General features: G+C 67.9%; 16 protein-coding genes. 13 read left to right on the top strand and 3 right to left on the bottom strand.

Annotated elements, in window-relative coordinates; translation table 11 throughout:
* The first annotated feature begins 165 nt into the window (after positions 1–165).
* The 13 genes from cbiT to VI340_RS00185 all read left to right on the top strand — a co-directional run bounded on the left by cbiT (position 166) and on the right by VI340_RS00185 (position 11537).
* Complete coding sequence (gene cbiT / locus VI340_RS00125) at positions 166–771, top strand: precorrin-6Y C5,15-methyltransferase (decarboxylating) subunit CbiT (RefSeq protein ID WP_336357521.1); 606 nt, start codon at positions 166–168, stop codon at positions 769–771.
* Positions 768–1565, top strand: a complete 798-nt coding sequence (locus tag VI340_RS00130) for a cobalt-factor II C(20)-methyltransferase (protein ID WP_336357522.1) — start codon at positions 768–770, stop codon at positions 1563–1565. Before cbiT ends, VI340_RS00130 begins: the two co-directional genes overlap by 4 nt.
* Entirely contained in the window at positions 1558–2451 is an 894-nt protein-coding gene (locus tag VI340_RS00135) for a cobalt-precorrin-4/precorrin-4 C(11)-methyltransferase (protein WP_336330388.1), read from the top strand. Before VI340_RS00130 ends, VI340_RS00135 begins: the two co-directional genes overlap by 8 nt.
* Positions 2452–2805: 354 nt before the next feature.
* Positions 2806–3777: a cobalt-precorrin 5A hydrolase gene (gene cbiG / locus VI340_RS00140; RefSeq protein ID WP_008311362.1), complete on the top strand. Its 972-nt coding sequence runs from the start codon at positions 2806–2808 to the stop codon at positions 3775–3777.
* Positions 3778–3935: 158 nt separating this feature from the next.
* Positions 3936–4700 carry an SDR family oxidoreductase gene (locus VI340_RS00145; RefSeq protein WP_336330387.1) on the top strand — a complete coding sequence of 255 codons (765 nt, stop codon included), beginning with the start codon at positions 3936–3938 and terminating at the stop codon, positions 4698–4700.
* Between the two features lie 221 nt (positions 4701–4921).
* Positions 4922–5848 carry a precorrin-3B C(17)-methyltransferase gene (locus VI340_RS00150; protein ID WP_336357523.1) on the top strand — a complete coding sequence of 309 codons (927 nt, stop codon included), beginning with the start codon at positions 4922–4924 and terminating at the stop codon, positions 5846–5848.
* A gap of 2 nt (positions 5849–5850) precedes the next feature.
* Complete coding sequence (cobJ, locus tag VI340_RS00155) at positions 5851–6864, top strand: precorrin-3B C(17)-methyltransferase (RefSeq protein ID WP_336357524.1); 1014 nt, start codon at positions 5851–5853, stop codon at positions 6862–6864.
* Positions 6864–7160, top strand: coding sequence for a ferredoxin (locus tag VI340_RS00160; protein WP_008311354.1), 297 nt, complete (start codon positions 6864–6866; stop codon positions 7158–7160). Before cobJ ends, VI340_RS00160 begins: the two co-directional genes overlap by 1 nt.
* Complete coding sequence (locus VI340_RS00165; protein WP_336357525.1) at positions 7157–7816, top strand: cobalamin biosynthesis protein; 660 nt, start codon at positions 7157–7159, stop codon at positions 7814–7816. Before VI340_RS00160 ends, VI340_RS00165 begins: the two co-directional genes overlap by 4 nt.
* Positions 7813–9036, top strand: a complete 1224-nt coding sequence (locus VI340_RS00170) for a CbiX/SirB N-terminal domain-containing protein (RefSeq protein WP_008311350.1) — start codon at positions 7813–7815, stop codon at positions 9034–9036. Before VI340_RS00165 ends, VI340_RS00170 begins: the two co-directional genes overlap by 4 nt.
* A gap of 29 nt (positions 9037–9065) precedes the next feature.
* Entirely contained in the window at positions 9066–9437 is a 372-nt protein-coding gene (locus VI340_RS00175; protein WP_008311349.1) for a DUF3209 family protein, read from the top strand.
* The gene (locus VI340_RS00180) at positions 9430–10701 is read left to right on the top strand and encodes an outer membrane protein assembly factor BamB family protein (RefSeq protein ID WP_008311347.1); all 1272 of its coding nucleotides are present in this window, start codon (positions 9430–9432) and stop codon (positions 10699–10701) included. The genes VI340_RS00175 and VI340_RS00180 overlap by 8 nt, the downstream gene beginning before the upstream one ends.
* Before the next feature lie 149 nt (positions 10702–10850).
* A complete protein-coding gene (locus tag VI340_RS00185; protein ID WP_336330381.1) occupies positions 10851–11537 on the top strand; it encodes an Rnase Y domain-containing protein in 687 nt (228 codons plus the stop codon).
* Positions 11538–11549: 12 nt separating this feature from the next.
* Here VI340_RS00185 and VI340_RS00190 read toward each other — a convergent pair whose 3' ends face one another.
* The 3 genes from VI340_RS00190 to VI340_RS00200 all read right to left on the bottom strand — a co-directional run bounded on the left by VI340_RS00190 (position 11550) and on the right by VI340_RS00200 (position 14706).
* Positions 11550–12263 carry a CbtA family protein gene (locus VI340_RS00190; protein ID WP_336357526.1) on the bottom strand — a complete coding sequence of 238 codons (714 nt, stop codon included), beginning with the start codon at positions 12261–12263 and terminating at the stop codon, positions 11550–11552.
* Positions 12263–12469: a CbtB domain-containing protein gene (locus tag VI340_RS00195; RefSeq protein WP_008311341.1), complete on the bottom strand. Its 207-nt coding sequence runs from the start codon at positions 12467–12469 to the stop codon at positions 12263–12265. Before VI340_RS00195 ends, VI340_RS00190 begins: the two co-directional genes overlap by 1 nt.
* Positions 12470–12537: 68 nt before the next feature.
* Complete coding sequence (locus tag VI340_RS00200) at positions 12538–14706, bottom strand: VWA domain-containing protein (RefSeq protein ID WP_336357527.1); 2169 nt, start codon at positions 14704–14706, stop codon at positions 12538–12540.
* Positions 14707–14723 lie beyond the last annotated feature (17 nt).

Raw genomic sequence — 14723 nt, forward strand, 5'->3', positions numbered from 1 at the left:
GAACCGGTCTGACCCGGATTCTGGGCACCGCTCTGATACTGCCCGCTCGCGCTGCTGTCAATCGGCCCGCTGACTCGCCCCTGTCCGGCACCGATGCCGCTGTCATCTCGACTTGGACTAATACAACCAAAATTGTTTTACGCGCTACTGCAGTTGTATAGCGTGATGTCCCGCGTCTCGCTCCCACACGATGCGAAGGCCGGTCCCACCAAGCCGGAGGTCCGGGCCGTCCTCGCTAGCAAACTCGCCCTCACCGGGTCCGACCACTTCGCGGAGGTCGGCTCCTGTACCGGTGCCGTCACTATCACGGCGGCGCGCCGGGCCGGGCGGGTCACTGCGCTCGAACGCAAAGCCAGTCGACTCGACGTGACTCGCAAGAACCTCGCCGCCAACGACGTCGACGCCGATGTCGAACTCCGCGAGGCCGAGGCCCCGGAGGGGTTGCCGGACGACGCCGACGCGCTCTTTCTGGGCGGGTCGCGCAACTACGAGGCCGTCCTCGACCACGCCGTCGAGACCGGTGTCGACCGTATCGTGATGAACGTCTCGCGGCTGGAGGTCGCCGGCGCAGCCACGGAGGCCTTCCGAGAGCGCGACATCCTAGAGGAGGTCGTCCAGTTCCAGGTGAGCCACGGCTACGAACTCGCCGGTGCGACGAGTTTCAACTCGGAGAACCCCGTGTACATGCTCGTCGGCAGCGCCAGCGAGGATGTCGCCGCCGACGGCGGCACGCCGGCCGAGACTGGGGCGACGAACGGAGGCCAGCGATGACCCTCTACGGCATCGGCCTCGGTCCCGGCCAGCCCGACCTTGTGACCGTCCGCGGGAAGCGCGCCCTCGAATCCGCCGACGTGGTGTACTCGCCGGGGCGGCTCTCGCGCTCGGTCGCGACCGAGCACGTCCCCGAGGAGCGCATCGGCGACCTCGACTTCCCGATGACGCGCGACGAGGACAAACTCCGGTCGGCGTGGAAGGAAGCCGCCGCCGAAATCGCGCCGACGGCCCGCGACGGCGACGCCGCTTTCGTCACGCTGGGGGACCCGAACGTCTACTCGACCTTTGGCCACCTCCGGCGAACGCTCGCAGCGTTCCACCCCGAGGTCGACCTCGAAGTGGTGCCCGGCGTCAGCGCCATGTCGGCGTTCGCGACGGCGCTGGGCGTCGAAATCACCGCGGGGTCGAGCTTAGCGCTGCGGGAGGCCGACCGCGGCGCGTCGCCGACGGGGCCGGACCGGATGATTCTGTTCAAGGTGACCGACGCGCCGGCTACCCACGAGGGGCTGGTCGAGGCCGGCTACGACGTGGTGTACGGCCGCCGGCTGTTCATGGAGCAGGGCGAGACCGTCGTAACCGACGACCCGAGCGAGATCGACGAGCGAGACTACTACACGCTGGCCTACGCCGAGAAGCCCGAGACCCGCGTCGAGCAGGCGACCGACGCCTTCCTCGAAGCGGCCGACGAGAGCGGCGTCGTGACCGACGGCGGCGAGAACGGCTCCGGGGCGGTAGTGCGACAGGAGCGCTCCGAAGCCGCCCTCTGTGGCGACGAGGTGAAACATGACTGAGAAGACTGATGAGACTGGCGAGACGGACCCGCAGACGGCCATCGACTCCGTCGCCGGCAACCGCGACGACCGCGTCTACGAGCACAACGCCGGCGACGAACAGGAGGGCATCCCCTTCGTCGGGGCCGGACCGGGCAACCCCCGGCTGCTGACCGTCGCCGGCCGCGAGCTACTGGCCGACGCCGACCTCGTGGTCCACGCCGGGTCGCTCGTCAACAGCGAACTTCTAGAGGAGTACTGCGCCGACGCCGAGACAGTCTCCTCCATCGGCAAGGACTTAGAAGAGCTGATTCCGCTGATGCGGGACGCCTACGAGGACGGCGACACGGTCGTCCGCCTCCATAGCGGTGACCCCGCGATTTATGGAGCCGCGCTGGAGCAGATGGACGCGCTCGAACACGAGGGCGTCCCGACCTACATCGTCCCCGGCGTCACCTCCGCCTTTGCTGCCAGTGCTACGATGCGGACCCAACTGACGCTGAACGAGGTCGCCAACCACGTCGCCTTCACCCGCCCGCAGGGCAAGACCCTGGACGAAGACGAGGACCACATCTCCGAGTTCGTCGGCATGGGCGACGTGACGACCTGCATCTACCTCGGGACCCACGCCGTTTCCGAGACGATGGACCGCCTACTTGAGGACGGCCACGACCCCGAGACGCCTGTTGCGGCGATTTATCACGCCTCCTGGCCCGACGAGGACGTCATCGAAGGGACGATTGCGACCATCGGAGAGAAACTGGAGGACGCCGGATATCGCGCCTCCGCGATGGTCGTGATTGGGGACGCTGTTGGTGGTGAGGACTACGAGCGCTCGTTCCTCTACGGCGACTGGGCGAACCGGGGCAGTGATTCGGGTGACAGTTCGCAGGAGGCTGACGACTAGGATGGTTCGTCCGTATCGAGTACAGCCAGAAAGCCCCCGGTCGCTCCAGTCGAGGACCTCGCCGCGCGCGCTCGCTGCCCTCGCGTGCTCGCGTCGGTCGTCTTCCCGGAGCGACCGGCCCCTTTCAGTCCACCCTACAGCACCGCACTCCACCGCGAGCCACACACCTCCCCACCCGATTGCGCTGCTCGCTCGCTGGACTCGCTGTGCTGCTCATCCCTCGCACAGTTTTGGCGCGCCATCCGAGCGCGCCAGCGCGCGCCGACAGCAGTCGAGAATCGAATCGCAGACAGGACCCAGGCGGCTTCCTGGCCGACAGTCGCCTGGGGAAGTTTCACTGGCCGGAGCGAACCCATGAGCACTGACACAGACAACGATTCCAGTTCGAACAGTTGCAAAGCGCCCGACTCGGACGGCGAAGTAGCCGAAGACATCGCCATCGTCGCCTTCGAGCGGAAGATGGACACCGCCGAGGACATCGTCGACGGCATCGGCGACCGCTATGAGTCCATCGACATCCTCGAATACCACGGCGACGTGTTCGAGGAGTACTGGGGCGAGTACGACTGCTTCATCGGCCTGATGGCCAGCGGCATCGCCATGCGCAAGACGGCCCACCTGCTCGATGACAAGTGGGACGACCCGGCCATCTGTGTCGTCGACGAGGAACTCACCTGGGCCATCCCCATCACCGGCGGCCACCACGGCGCGAACCAGGTCGCCGACGACCTCGCGTCGATGGGCGCAGTGCCGGCGATGACCACCGCCTCGGAGGCCGCCGACAAGCAAGGCGTCGAGAAGCAGGCCAAGGCGCTCGACGCCCACGTCGTCAACGGCGACTCGACGGTTGCGACGAATCTCGCCGTCTTGGACGACGAACTCGGCCCCGTCGAGCGCCTCGACGGGCCGAAGGCCGTGCTGGTCGACGACGATGTGACCGTGCTCAAGCGCAACAAGGACGACGGCGTCGTGCTGGGGTGCGGCAGCGTCGCTGGCGCGGATGTCGAGCAGTTCCACGCCGCCTGGGAACAGGCACTGGACGAGGCCGACTTGGACCGCGACGACGTGGAGTTCATTGCGACGGGGACTCGGAAAGCCGACGAAGACGGGATGCTCGCCGCCGCCGAGGAGTGGGGCCTGGGCGTCATCGCCTTCGAGAAGGAGACGCTGGAGGAGTTCGAGGGACCGACCCCCTCGCGGTCGAAGGAACTCATCGGCTGGCCCGGCATCGCCGAGGCGTCGGCCATCGCTGCCGGCAGCGACCACGACCTGTTTGCCGAGAAGACCCGCTACGACGAGGCCGTTACCGTCGCCATCGGGCGCTAACCTCGACGTTTTCCGAGAGTCATGTTCTCAGCTTCGGTTTCCTGTCACCGAGCGACCGCTGAACTATCTGTGGCGATGATTGTACGGCCGTTTCGCGTTCATGTCACTGTACAACTCTAAACTTATTTATTATGTGCGCCTGTGGTGACAAATGGCGCATGACAACACTACTCGAAGGGAAGACGGCGGTCGTTACGGGCGGCGCGAGCGGATTCGGCCGGGCCATCTGCCGACGGTACGCGGAGCACGGTGCTAACATCATTGTCGCGGACCTGCAGGAAGAACCACGCGAGGGCGGCGAACCGACGCACGAACTGGTCAACGCCGAGACAGACCAAACAGCACACTTCGTCGAGTGCGACGTGACCGACCCCGACGACCTGGAGGTGGCTGTCGCCGCGGCCGAGGAACTGGGTGGTATCGACATCATGGTCAACAACGCCGGCATCTCCGAGATAGCGGACTTCTACGAGACTACAGAGGAGGACTACAACCGGCTGATGGACGTGAACACGAAGGGGGTGTTCTTCGGCGCGCAGGTCGCCACCGAACGGATGCGCGAGAACGGCGGCGGCACCGTCATCAACATGTCCAGTTCCGGCGGCATCCGCGGGACTGGGCTGCTGGTCAACTACTGCACCTCCAAGGGCGCGGTCCGACTGTTCACGTACGCGCTTGCGGACCGCCTGAGCAACTACGACATCCGGGTCAATGCCATCCACCCGGGCTACAGCAAGACCCAGATGTTCGAGGACGAGCGCATCGACGACACGACGAAGATGATGCTGAAGGAACTCATCCCCTCCGGCCGCTTCGGCGAACCGGAGGAGATCGCCGACGCGGCGACGTTCCTCGCCAGCGACATGGCCTCCTACGTCAACGGCGAGAGCCTCGTCGTCGACGGCGGGCTGTCGAACACCTGACCGAGAGGGTATCGAACTGTCTGCGGTGCGATTCGCGGACGCGAGTACGATTGAACAGCGACCGCTCTCGACTTCTTCCCGAATCCGAATACAACTGGAATATGGTCTCCCAACACCTTCGCTTGGACTAGTACAAGCACAATTGTTTTATGCGAAAGCGGCGTTGTACTCATCATGCGCCATAGTATCGAGAATCGACCGGCGAGTCGCGGAGCGCCAGGATGAGCAGCGACGGACGCCAGTCGACAACGGCCGCGACCGAGGCAACGCGTCCAGCCGACTACGGGACGCTGTACGTGGTCGGTATCGGGCCGGGGCTGCCCCACGACATGACCCAGCGGGCGAAAGACGTCATCCAGACCGCTGACTGCATCATCGCCTCGAACCTCTACCAGGAGTTCCTGCGGAAGGACGGGACGCTCCCGCCCCAGTCCGCCGAGGTCGATGGGAAATCCGATGACGGCGAGATCGCCGACGAGGAAGGGGCGGTGCTGGAGCGACCCGACGGCAGCCGGCAGACCCTCATCCGGTCGTCGATGGGTAAGCAGGTCGAACTCGCCCGCGAGGCCTTCGAACGGGTCCGGGCCGGTGAGGACATCGCCCACGTCTCCGGCGGCGACCCGAACGTCTACGGGAAGTCCGACCTGCTGTTCACGATGGCCGACGCCGACGACGCCGACGACGTGCCAATCGAGATTGTCCCCGGCGTGACCGCGGCGCTGTCGGGCGCGGCGAACCTCGGCGCGCCGCTGTCGAACGATTTCTGCACCATCTCGCTGTCCGACAAGTGGCGCGGCTGGGAGGAAATCGAGGAGAAGCTCCGGGCGGCCGCGATCAGCGGCTTCGTCGTGGTCCTCTACAACTGTTGGCGCGACTACGAGCGGGCCGTCGATGTGCTGCGGGAGGAACGAGCCGACGACGTGCCCGCCGCCATCGTCAACGACTCCGGCCGCGGCGAAGCCGGCCGGAACCTTGACGACGAGACGGAGACGGTTACGACGCTCGGCGAACTGTCCGAACACGACGACAAGGTCGGCGGGATGGGTTCGTCCATCGTCGTCGGCACCCACGAGACCGAAGTGTGGCGCAACGACTACCAGGAGTTCCTCGTCACCCCGCGCGGCGGGCGTGACGTCGACGATTTCTGACAATGAGCACTGACAACACCACCGACGCGAGTACCGAGACAGAATCGAAATGTGGCGCGAGAGCGAGTTCGTCCACAGAAACGACGCCGGACACGGGCGACGACACCGCCTCGAAGTGCGGGGCCTCGTCGTCATCCGACTCCTCGTCTTCCTCCAGCAGTAGCTCCTGCGGGGCGTCCTCATCGTCTGATTCTTCGGATGACGAGGAGGAGGTCGGCGCGACCGTTGACGATTTCGACGCCGAGCCGGGTCAGCTCATCGCCGTCGGCCTCGGCCCTGGCCAGCCCGAGGGGATGACGGCCCGCGCGCGCTCCGCGCTGCTGGACGCCGAGCACATCGTCGGCTACACTACCTACGTCGAACTGCTGCCCGACGAGGTCACTGAGGGAGCCGACGACATCTACAACACGCCGATGTGCGGCGAGGTGTCCCGAACCGAGGAGGCCATCGACCGCGCGCTGGCGGGCAACGACGTGGCCATCATCGGCAGCGGCGACCCGAACGTGTACGCGCTGGCGGGCCTCGCGCTGGAGATTATCGAATCCAAGGGCGCGACGGCGACGATGCTCGACTTCGACGTGGTCCCCGGCGTCCCGGCGGCCCAGTCCTGTGCGGCTCGGGTCGGTGCGCCGCTGGTCAACGACACCGTCTCCATCTCGCTGTCGGACCACCTCACCGACATGCCGACCATCGAGTCGCGGCTCCACGCCGCCGCCAAGGAGGGGTTCACCATCACCATCTACAACCCCTGGAGCCGGAAACGGCGGGACAACTACGAGAAGTGCTGTGAAATCCTGCTGGAGCACCGCGACCCCGAGACGCCCGTCGGCGTGGTCCACGCCGCCGGCCGCGAAGACGAGCAGGTCGAGATCGTCGAACTCGGCGAGTTGCCCGAACTCGGCGAGACGGACCTCGTCGACATGACCACTACCCTGCTCGTGGGCAACGAGGACACCTACGTCTGGGACGACCGGATGGTGACCCCGCGGGGCTACGAGACCAAGTACGACTACTAATGTACCGAATCACCATCGACCGCGACGCCTGCGACGGCGTGTTCGCCTGTCTCGTCCGCGACGGGCGCTTCGCCGAGGACGGCGAGGGACTGGCGACGCTCGACACCGCGGGGCCGACCGAACTGGAGGTCGACGACGCCCACGCCGTCGCGGCGACGTTCGACGACGACCAGCGAGACGACGCCGAGCAGGCCGCCGCGGCCTGTCCGCTGGACGCGATTCACGTCGAAACCGTCGAGGAGGACGCCACCGCAGACGCTGCGCCAGCGGGTGACACCGAGGAGGTCCAGCCATGAGCGTCGAGACCGGCGCGCCGAACGATATGCTCGCGGCCCACCCCGAAACGGCGTACTTCTGGGGACGGGTCGCCGGCGACGGCGAGTGCGAGGACGGCTGCGTTACCGTCCGGACAAACGACGAAACGGCCGCTCGACGGCTCGCGTCCATCGCTGGCGCGGAGCGGGCCGACCGCCGGATCGTCGAACGCGCGTACGCCCACGACACCTCTATCACCCGCCAGGAGGAGGAATTCACAGTGCAGGTCGTCGGCGGGCTCGCGGACCGCGCTAGCGCCGCGCTTGGCTTGCCTTTCGACGGGGACTCGGGCGGCTACCGCTTCGACGCGCTGGCCGACTACGACCGCCAGCTCCTCCGGGGACTGCTCGAAAGCTGTGGCACCGTCTGTTTCAAGTCCGACGACAACGCTGTCGGCATCTCGTTCGTTCACGAAGACGAGCGACTCCTCCGGACGGTCCAGACGCTCCTCGACCGCTGCCCGGTCGACGCGCCGTACGACGACCTCTCGGAAACCTCGTCGGGCTACTGGTTCGGCGTGGACGACGACGCGGCACCTGCCCTCGGCGACTGGCTCTACGAGGGCAGCGAGGAGACGGGGCTGTTCGCGCCGAGCCGGCGGCGCAAGCTCCGCAAGAGCATCGAACGAGTCCGATGAGCGAAGCGATTACCGCACCCGACACGCTCGACGACGAAGCGGTGTTGCTCGTCGGGCACGGCTCCCGGCGCGAGAAGTCGAACGAGCAGGTCCGTGACCTCGCGGTCGAACTGGAAGGGCGGCTCGGCATCCCGGTCGACGCGGCCTTCCTCGAACTCGCGGAGCCGGCCATCGACGAGGCCATCGCGGGGCTGGCCAGAGCCGTCTCGCAGGTATCGGTGGTCCACCTCTCCCTGTTCGCCGCCAGCCACGTCAAAAACGACGTGCCGCTGGCCGTCGAGCAGGCCCGAGAGGCCCACCCCGAACTGACAATCAACAACGGCGCACATCTGGGCGTCCACCCGGCGCTGCTGGACCTGCTGGACGACCGCGCGGCGGCCGTCGAGGCCGAACTCGGTGTCGACCGCGAGGAGGACGAAGTGGCCGCCGTCGTCTGCGCCCGCGGCTCCAGCGACCCGGACGCCAACGCCGACGTGCACAAGCTCGCCCGGCTGCTGTACGAGGGCCGCGAGTTCTCGCGGGTCGAAGCGTCGTTCATCGGCGTCACCGAGCCGCTGCTTGACGAGACGCTGCACGACATCGCCAAGACCCGGCCCGACGCTGTCGTCGTCATTCCGTATATGCTCGGCGATGGCGTGCTGACCGGCCGCATCAAGGACGGCGCACGCGAGTTCGACGAGGAGTACCCCTACGTCGACGCCGCGCCGGGCGAGCCGCTCGGGACTGACACGCGCCTGCTGGACGTGCTGGGCGACCGCTGGCAGGAGGCCCGCACGGGAAGCGTCGAGATGTCCTGTGACACCTGCAAGTACAAGGTCGAACTGGACGGCTACGAGGAGGACCAGGGCGGCGCTCGCGCGATGCTCCGGGCGCTGACCCACCAGGCCGAACACGCCGACCGCGAGAACGTCGACGACGACCCGCACGTCCACGACGCCCCCGAGAAACACGTCGCCGTCTGCACGAACCAGACCTGCGCGCAGGACGGCGCACCAGCGGTCCTCGAACGGCTTCGCCAGGCTGCCCGCGACAGCGACCAGTGCGACGCCCGCATCACCCGGTCGTCGTGTCTCGGCCGCTGCGGCGAGGGGCCGATGGTCGCCGTCTACCCGGACGGCGTCTGGTACGGCGGCGTCGAGGACGAGGACGCCGCCGATATCGTCTCCTCCCATCTGGACCGCGACCGCATCGTGAGCGAACTCGTCGACCAGACGCTTTGAGAGTACACCCTTACAACACTACGATACCCATGAGCTGCTACGAAATCGAGGCCCTCCGACTGGGCCTCATGAACGTTCTCGGTACCGAAGACGACCACGCCCGCCAGCACGCCGAACAGGAGCTGGAGGGCCACATGACCGGCCCCATCGAGGCCCTCGCTGGCGCGGAGACGCTGGCCGCGATAGAGCGGCATCTCGATGCCGCGCTTGTGGACCTCGAAGAAGACATCGCCGCGACCCCCGAAGACGACCCCGAGTACGACTACCTCCGGGGCCGACTCGTGGCGGTCCGCGACGCCGAGCGGGCGGTGTCGCGCATCACCATGCAGGGCGAGGACGTCCTCGACGGGCTGGGTGAGGCCCACGACGTCCTCCACGAGGCGTTCCCGGTCGATGAGTAGCCAGGGCACTCCGACCGCCGACCTCGGAGACGTAGCGCCGGCCCGCTCGCGCCATCAGGGCCGCCGTTCGGCGGTCACGCTGACCGACGGGCTCGCGGTCGTCGGGACCGCCGACGGGGACCTGCAGGCGTTCGACGTGTCGACAGGTTCCGGCCCTCCACGTCGGCGCTGGCAGTACGAAACAGACGGGGAGCCCAGCGTCGTCGCGGCGGTACCGTTCGACGGCGGTGTCGTCGTCGGTGAACGCAGCGCCCGTGGCGAAATTCGGTGTCATGACACCGACGGGACGCTGCGCTGGCGGTACGAAACCAGGACGGACCTCGGCGCGGCTCAGCAGGAGACGCGCTTCCTGCTCCCCTTTGTCGCGTCCCTCGCCACTGACGGTGACCGGCTGTACGCCGCCGCAAGACGATACGAGCGACGGACTGACGATGACGGGAACGACCTCCGCCACTTCGAGAGCGTCGTCCACGCCTTTTCGCCCGACGGCACCGTCGACTGGACGTACCGGACCGACGGTTCGCCGATATCCCTTGACGCCGACGATGGCCGCGTCGCAGTCGCGTACAACCGCTGTCCCGGCGACCACCAGCACGGCCTCGTCGTCCTCGATGCCGCCGACGGTGACCCGCGCTGGATGTGGGACCCCGGCACCGACGGCCAGCGGCGTGTCGGTGACGTTGCCCTGCTGGACGACGGCGCTGTCGTCTCCAGCCACGGCGACTACTGTGGCTACCGGCTCGACAGCGGCGGCCGGGAGCGCTGGCGTGTCCCGCTGGCGACGCCGACCGACGTGGACGGCGACATCGTCTACGCGTACCCGAACCACGTTCACGCGACAGAGGTGGGCGCGGTGTTTGTGACCGGCAACACCTACCCCGAGGAGGGCCGCGAGACAGAGGCACGGCATCCGACCGAGCACACTGTCGTTGGCGTCTCGCCCGATGGCGACCGTCGCTGGGACGCGCCCGTCGGCGGCTTCGCTAGCGGGCTCGGCACCGACGGTTCGTTACTCGCGGTCCCCGGCGCGCAGAACTTCCGGGACCGCGACGCCGACGACCACGCACTGCGGCTGTTCGATGTCGCAGACGGCCCCATCGACATATTGGACACCGACGGCGTCGTGACGGCGGCCGCAGTCTCCGATGGGACCGCTGTCGCCGTCGAGGAGCCGGTCGTCTACCACGACGAGGGCCGCGAGCGCGGGGCGTACCGGTTGCACCGAGTCGAGATGGGAACCGACACCGGCCGACCGCGTCGTTGACGCGCCGAGGTAGCGATTTGGGCCGGTAACGGTCCGGGCGAACGATTTCTGATTCAGATGTCCTGTTCCCGGTTTGGCTCCGGTTACTGTGTTATGGGGTGTCAAACTAACCGTTCGCTAGTCGTAGCGCCTCGGTATGGGAGCCGAGTATGGCCAATGACACAGACGCGGATCACGAGGAGGGACCGTCGGACGCGGACTCCGAGGCCGACGACGACAGCACTGCTGTCGATGACCACCCAACCGAGCGCGAGCGGGAGTTCGCGCAGATGCAGCGCCGGCTCAACGAGCGGGAGATGGGCCTCGACCAGCGGAGCGCGGAACTCGACCGGCGCGAGGAGAAAGTCGACGCCCGCGAGGAGGAACTCGACCAGCGAGCGACGGAACTGGACGAGCGGGAGTATCGGCTCGACGAACGCGAGGCTGCTCTCGACGACCGGGAGACTGCGCTCGACGAGCGCGAGGCCGAACTGACCGAGTACAACGCGCAGTTATCCGAGCGCGCCGCGGAACTCGACGAGCACGAGGAGACACTGAACACCTACCTCTCGGGGCAGATGGCGGAAGTCAAGGAGGCCGTCGGGGAGACCATGTACGACGCCCTAGACCAGTACGAGGCGGACCGGTCGGGCGGTCGGTTCGGCCCGACCGGCACGATGCTCGTCGGGCTGACCGGTGTCGCGCTCGTCGTTGCCGGGATCGGGTTCGGCGCGCTGGTCTCGGCCGGTACGGCGTCGTTCGGCGTCGGCGGGACGACGACGAACCTCGCTATCGCCGCCGTCGTCGCTATCGTCGGCCTGGCGCTGAATCTCGGAACGGTTGCCGGAAAAATCTGAGCCGCGTCGTCGTTAGTCCGCGGTCGCGGGATAGTCCAGGTCGTCCGCGACTGGGGTATCACTGTCCCCGAGCCAGGCGTGAATCCCTGCGATTGTGGCCCACAGCAGCAACTGGCCGAACACGACCGTCCAGCGGTAGGCTGCGACGAGCGCGGCGGGCACGTCGCCGTGGACCGGGTTCGCGGGTGCGAGCGCGACTGGAACCGCGAGCAGCGCGAGCGGCAGCGCCGTCGCCCCGAGTCGAACTGCCGCGTGGCGTCCCTCGGCCCGTCGATACGTGAGTCCGGCGAGCACCGCGACCAGCGCGCCAAGCGTCATCAGGCCGGCGTACCAGGCGAGGCGCGTCTCCGTTCCGAGCGCCTGCTCGACGCCCGGCGGCTGCGGCGGCAGGACGAGCCACGGCGCGCCGGAGACGGTGAGGAAGCCGGCTCCGGCGAGCGCCAGTCGCTTCGTCGCGCCCGAGCCGGGAATCGCGGGTTCGAGGAAGAAATACGCCATCCCGAACACTGCGACGCCGAAGAGGATACCCCAGAGGACGCCGCCGCCGATGCTCGCGACGGCCGTCGTGAGTCCGGAGACGACGGGGCCGCCGCCGTGGCCGTGCCCGTGTTCGAACGTCTCCAGACCGGCGGTGAACGCGTTGCCGACAGTCGCGACGAACAGGCCGTAGACCAGCCCGCCTGCCACGCCGGCCACTGCGCCGCGTTCGAGGTAGTCAGTCGCCATCAGTGGCAGGTGATCCCGGCGCTGTGTCGGAAGTTGTGCAGCGAGTCGTGCAGCATCGGGTCCTGCACGAACAGCAGCGTGAAACCGAGCGCCGCCACCAGCGCGACGGCGATGGCTATCTGCGGGCCGGTCAGCGACGCTCTGGCGCGTTCGATACGGTCGTACACGCTGTCCGTAGCGCGTGTGGTGTCAGTGTCGTCCTGCATTGAAATCTCATTTGTCTTAAGAACAAGTAAGATTGTAAAACTTCCGCCTGAGACAGCTCCGACGGGGGTTATCGTTCGCTGGCGACGGCGTCGACGCGCTCGGCGGTCAGCGCGTCCAGCGGGACGACTGCTGCGTCTGTTTCGTCTGCAACGAGGTCGAGCAGACCGGCGCGACTCCCCTCGCCCGCATCCACGACGACGGTCCGGTCAGCCGCTTCGCCGAGCGTCCGCGCCGCGCTTCTGGTCGCCGCGACCGGGCTCCCGTCGGCGGCGTTCGCGCGGCCGTCGGTCACGACGACGACGACGCCGGCGTCCGGGTCCGCCCGGTCGAGCACTTCCCGAGCGGCCGTCAGACCGTCCGGTAGCGGCGTCCGGTCGCCGGTCGGGAGGTCCTTCAGGTGCCGGGCGGCCAGCGAAACACTGTCGGTCGGCGGGAGCACCACGTCCGCGCCCTCGCCGGCGAAGGTGACGAACGCGACCTGGTCGCGGGCCTGGTAGGCGTCCTTCAGGAGCTCCAGCACGGTACCTTTCGCGGCTTTCATCGCCGGACGCATCGACGCGCTCGCGTCGACGGCGAACACGACCAGCGTTTCCGCGTCGCCTGCGCGAACGGACTTGCGGAGGTCCCGCGATTCGACGCGGCCGCTCCCGCGGCTGGCCGCCGCCCGGACCGAGGCCGCGGCGTCGACCTCGTCGTCGCGGCCGGCGCGCTCGGTGCGGACCGTCGCACCGCGCCTGGTGTCTGTGGCACTCGCCCGCCCGCTTGTGCTCCCGCCGTCCGTGTCGACCGTCGGGGCGTCCACGTCGGGCGCGCCGCTGTCACCGACTTCCGCGCGGGACTGGCCCGGCAGCAGCGGGGTAGCACTTTCGGGGTCGTCGGACTGCCCGGGTTCACCCTCGTCGCCATCGTCTTCAGTCGCTCCTCCGCCGTCGTCGGCCTCTGTCTCCTGCCGTTCGCCGTCGCTGTCGGCGGAGGCAGGCGTCGGCTGCTCGCCGTGCTCACCCGACTCGTCGTCGCTGTCCTCGCCGGATTCTCCGCTGTCGTCTGGGCGCTGCTCCTGCTGTTCTCTTTCGCCGTCCTCACCGCCGTCAGAATCGGCTCCGTCGTCCGCCGACTCGCCACCTGCCTCGTCCCCGTCGTCGCCGTCTGCGCCGCTTTTCTCACTACCGCTCTCACCATCTTCGGCGGACTCCTCCTCAGACTCGCCGTCTTCGTCATCGAAGTGGTCGTCGAGCACGTCGTCCACATCCGGTGCGTCCTCGAAGGGCCGGGAGGTGAGCCGGTGGGGTAGCGCGAACTCGGCGGCCCGCTCGATGTCCGATTCGAGGACTGTCGTCCGCCCGTCGAGCGCGGCGAAGGTCCGGGCCGTCCGCGCCGTGGCGATGTCCCCTCGGTGGCCGTCGAGGCCGGCGTCCCGACAGAGCTCGGCGATCTGCTCGCGGAATTCGCGGGCGAGGTCGACCTCTGGAAGCAGTTCGCGGGCCGTTCGGAGGCGCTCGCCCGGGTCGCGGTCGTCGGACTCGGGGTCAGTCCGTGCCTCCCCGTCCCCATCCCCGAGCGCCTGATCGATGATAGCGACGCGGTCGTCAAGGTCCTCGCAGGCCGACACCTCGGTCTGGAGGGCGAATCGGTCCCGTAGTTGAGGACGCAGATCGCCCTCCTCGGGATTCATCGTTCCGACGAGCGTGAACTCGGCGGGATGGGTGACCGTCACGCCGTCGCGCTCGACCCGGTTCTGACCGCTCGCGGCGGCGTCGAGCAGCACGTCGACGAGATGGTCGTCCAGCAGGTTCACCTCGTCGACGTAGAGGATGCCGCGGTTCGCGCGGGCGAGCAGGCCGGGGTCGAACTCGTGGTCGCCGTCGAGCGCGTCGGCTACCGACAGCGTCCCGACGACGCGGTCCCGCGTGGCTCCGAGGGGGAGCGTGACGAGCGGTACCGACCGGGTTTCGACCGGTGGGTCCGAGCGCGTCCGGCAGTCCTCACACTGAGCCTCCGGTCTGTCTGGCGGACAGCCGTAGGGGCAGTCAGCGACCGCGCGCTGCTCGGGCAGCAGGTCGGCGAGCGCGCGCACCGCCGTCGACTTCGCCGTGCCCTTCTCACCACGAACAAGGAGGCCGTCCAGGTCGTCGTCCGCCGCGACGGCAAGCAGTCCGTCCTTGAGGTCTCGCTGGCCCACCACGGCCGCGAACGAGGCCCCCTGCGAAGCTTTTTTGCCGTCGCCGAATACAACCATACTTGTATTAGTGCAAA

The sequence above is a fragment of the Haloarcula sp. CGMCC 1.6347 genome, from assembly GCF_037078395.1.
Taxonomy (GTDB): domain Archaea; phylum Halobacteriota; class Halobacteria; order Halobacteriales; family Haloarculaceae; genus Haloarcula; species Haloarcula amylolytica.

What these genes read in the sequence shown, in the direction of transcription:
- VI340_RS00160 (WP_008311354.1), top strand. Translation starts at nt 6,864, where the DNA reads ATGTACCGAATCACCATCGACCGCGACGCCTGCGACGGCGTGTTCGCC.
- VI340_RS00170 (WP_008311350.1), top strand. Translation starts at nt 7,813, where the DNA reads ATGAGCGAAGCGATTACCGCACCCGACACGCTCGACGACGAAGCGGTG.
- VI340_RS00175 (WP_008311349.1), top strand. Translation starts at nt 9,066, where the DNA reads ATGAGCTGCTACGAAATCGAGGCCCTCCGACTGGGCCTCATGAACGTT.
- VI340_RS00195 (WP_008311341.1), bottom strand. Translation starts at nt 12,469, where the DNA reads ATGCAGGACGACACTGACACCACACGCGCTACGGACAGCGTGTACGAC.
- cbiT (WP_336357521.1), top strand. Translation starts at nt 166, where the DNA reads ATGTCCCGCGTCTCGCTCCCACACGATGCGAAGGCCGGTCCCACCAAG.
- cbiG (WP_008311362.1), top strand. Translation starts at nt 2,806, where the DNA reads ATGAGCACTGACACAGACAACGATTCCAGTTCGAACAGTTGCAAAGCG.
- VI340_RS00135 (WP_336330388.1), top strand. Translation starts at nt 1,558, where the DNA reads ATGACTGAGAAGACTGATGAGACTGGCGAGACGGACCCGCAGACGGCC.
- VI340_RS00130 (WP_336357522.1), top strand. Translation starts at nt 768, where the DNA reads ATGACCCTCTACGGCATCGGCCTCGGTCCCGGCCAGCCCGACCTTGTG.
- VI340_RS00185 (WP_336330381.1), top strand. Translation starts at nt 10,851, where the DNA reads ATGGCCAATGACACAGACGCGGATCACGAGGAGGGACCGTCGGACGCG.
- VI340_RS00165 (WP_336357525.1), top strand. Translation starts at nt 7,157, where the DNA reads ATGAGCGTCGAGACCGGCGCGCCGAACGATATGCTCGCGGCCCACCCC.
- cobJ (WP_336357524.1), top strand. Translation starts at nt 5,851, where the DNA reads ATGAGCACTGACAACACCACCGACGCGAGTACCGAGACAGAATCGAAA.
- VI340_RS00150 (WP_336357523.1), top strand. Translation starts at nt 4,922, where the DNA reads ATGAGCAGCGACGGACGCCAGTCGACAACGGCCGCGACCGAGGCAACG.
- VI340_RS00145 (WP_336330387.1), top strand. Translation starts at nt 3,936, where the DNA reads ATGACAACACTACTCGAAGGGAAGACGGCGGTCGTTACGGGCGGCGCG.
- VI340_RS00200 (WP_336357527.1), bottom strand. Translation starts at nt 14,706, where the DNA reads ATGGTTGTATTCGGCGACGGCAAAAAAGCTTCGCAGGGGGCCTCGTTC.
- VI340_RS00180 (WP_008311347.1), top strand. Translation starts at nt 9,430, where the DNA reads ATGAGTAGCCAGGGCACTCCGACCGCCGACCTCGGAGACGTAGCGCCG.
- VI340_RS00190 (WP_336357526.1), bottom strand. Translation starts at nt 12,263, where the DNA reads ATGGCGACTGACTACCTCGAACGCGGCGCAGTGGCCGGCGTGGCAGGC.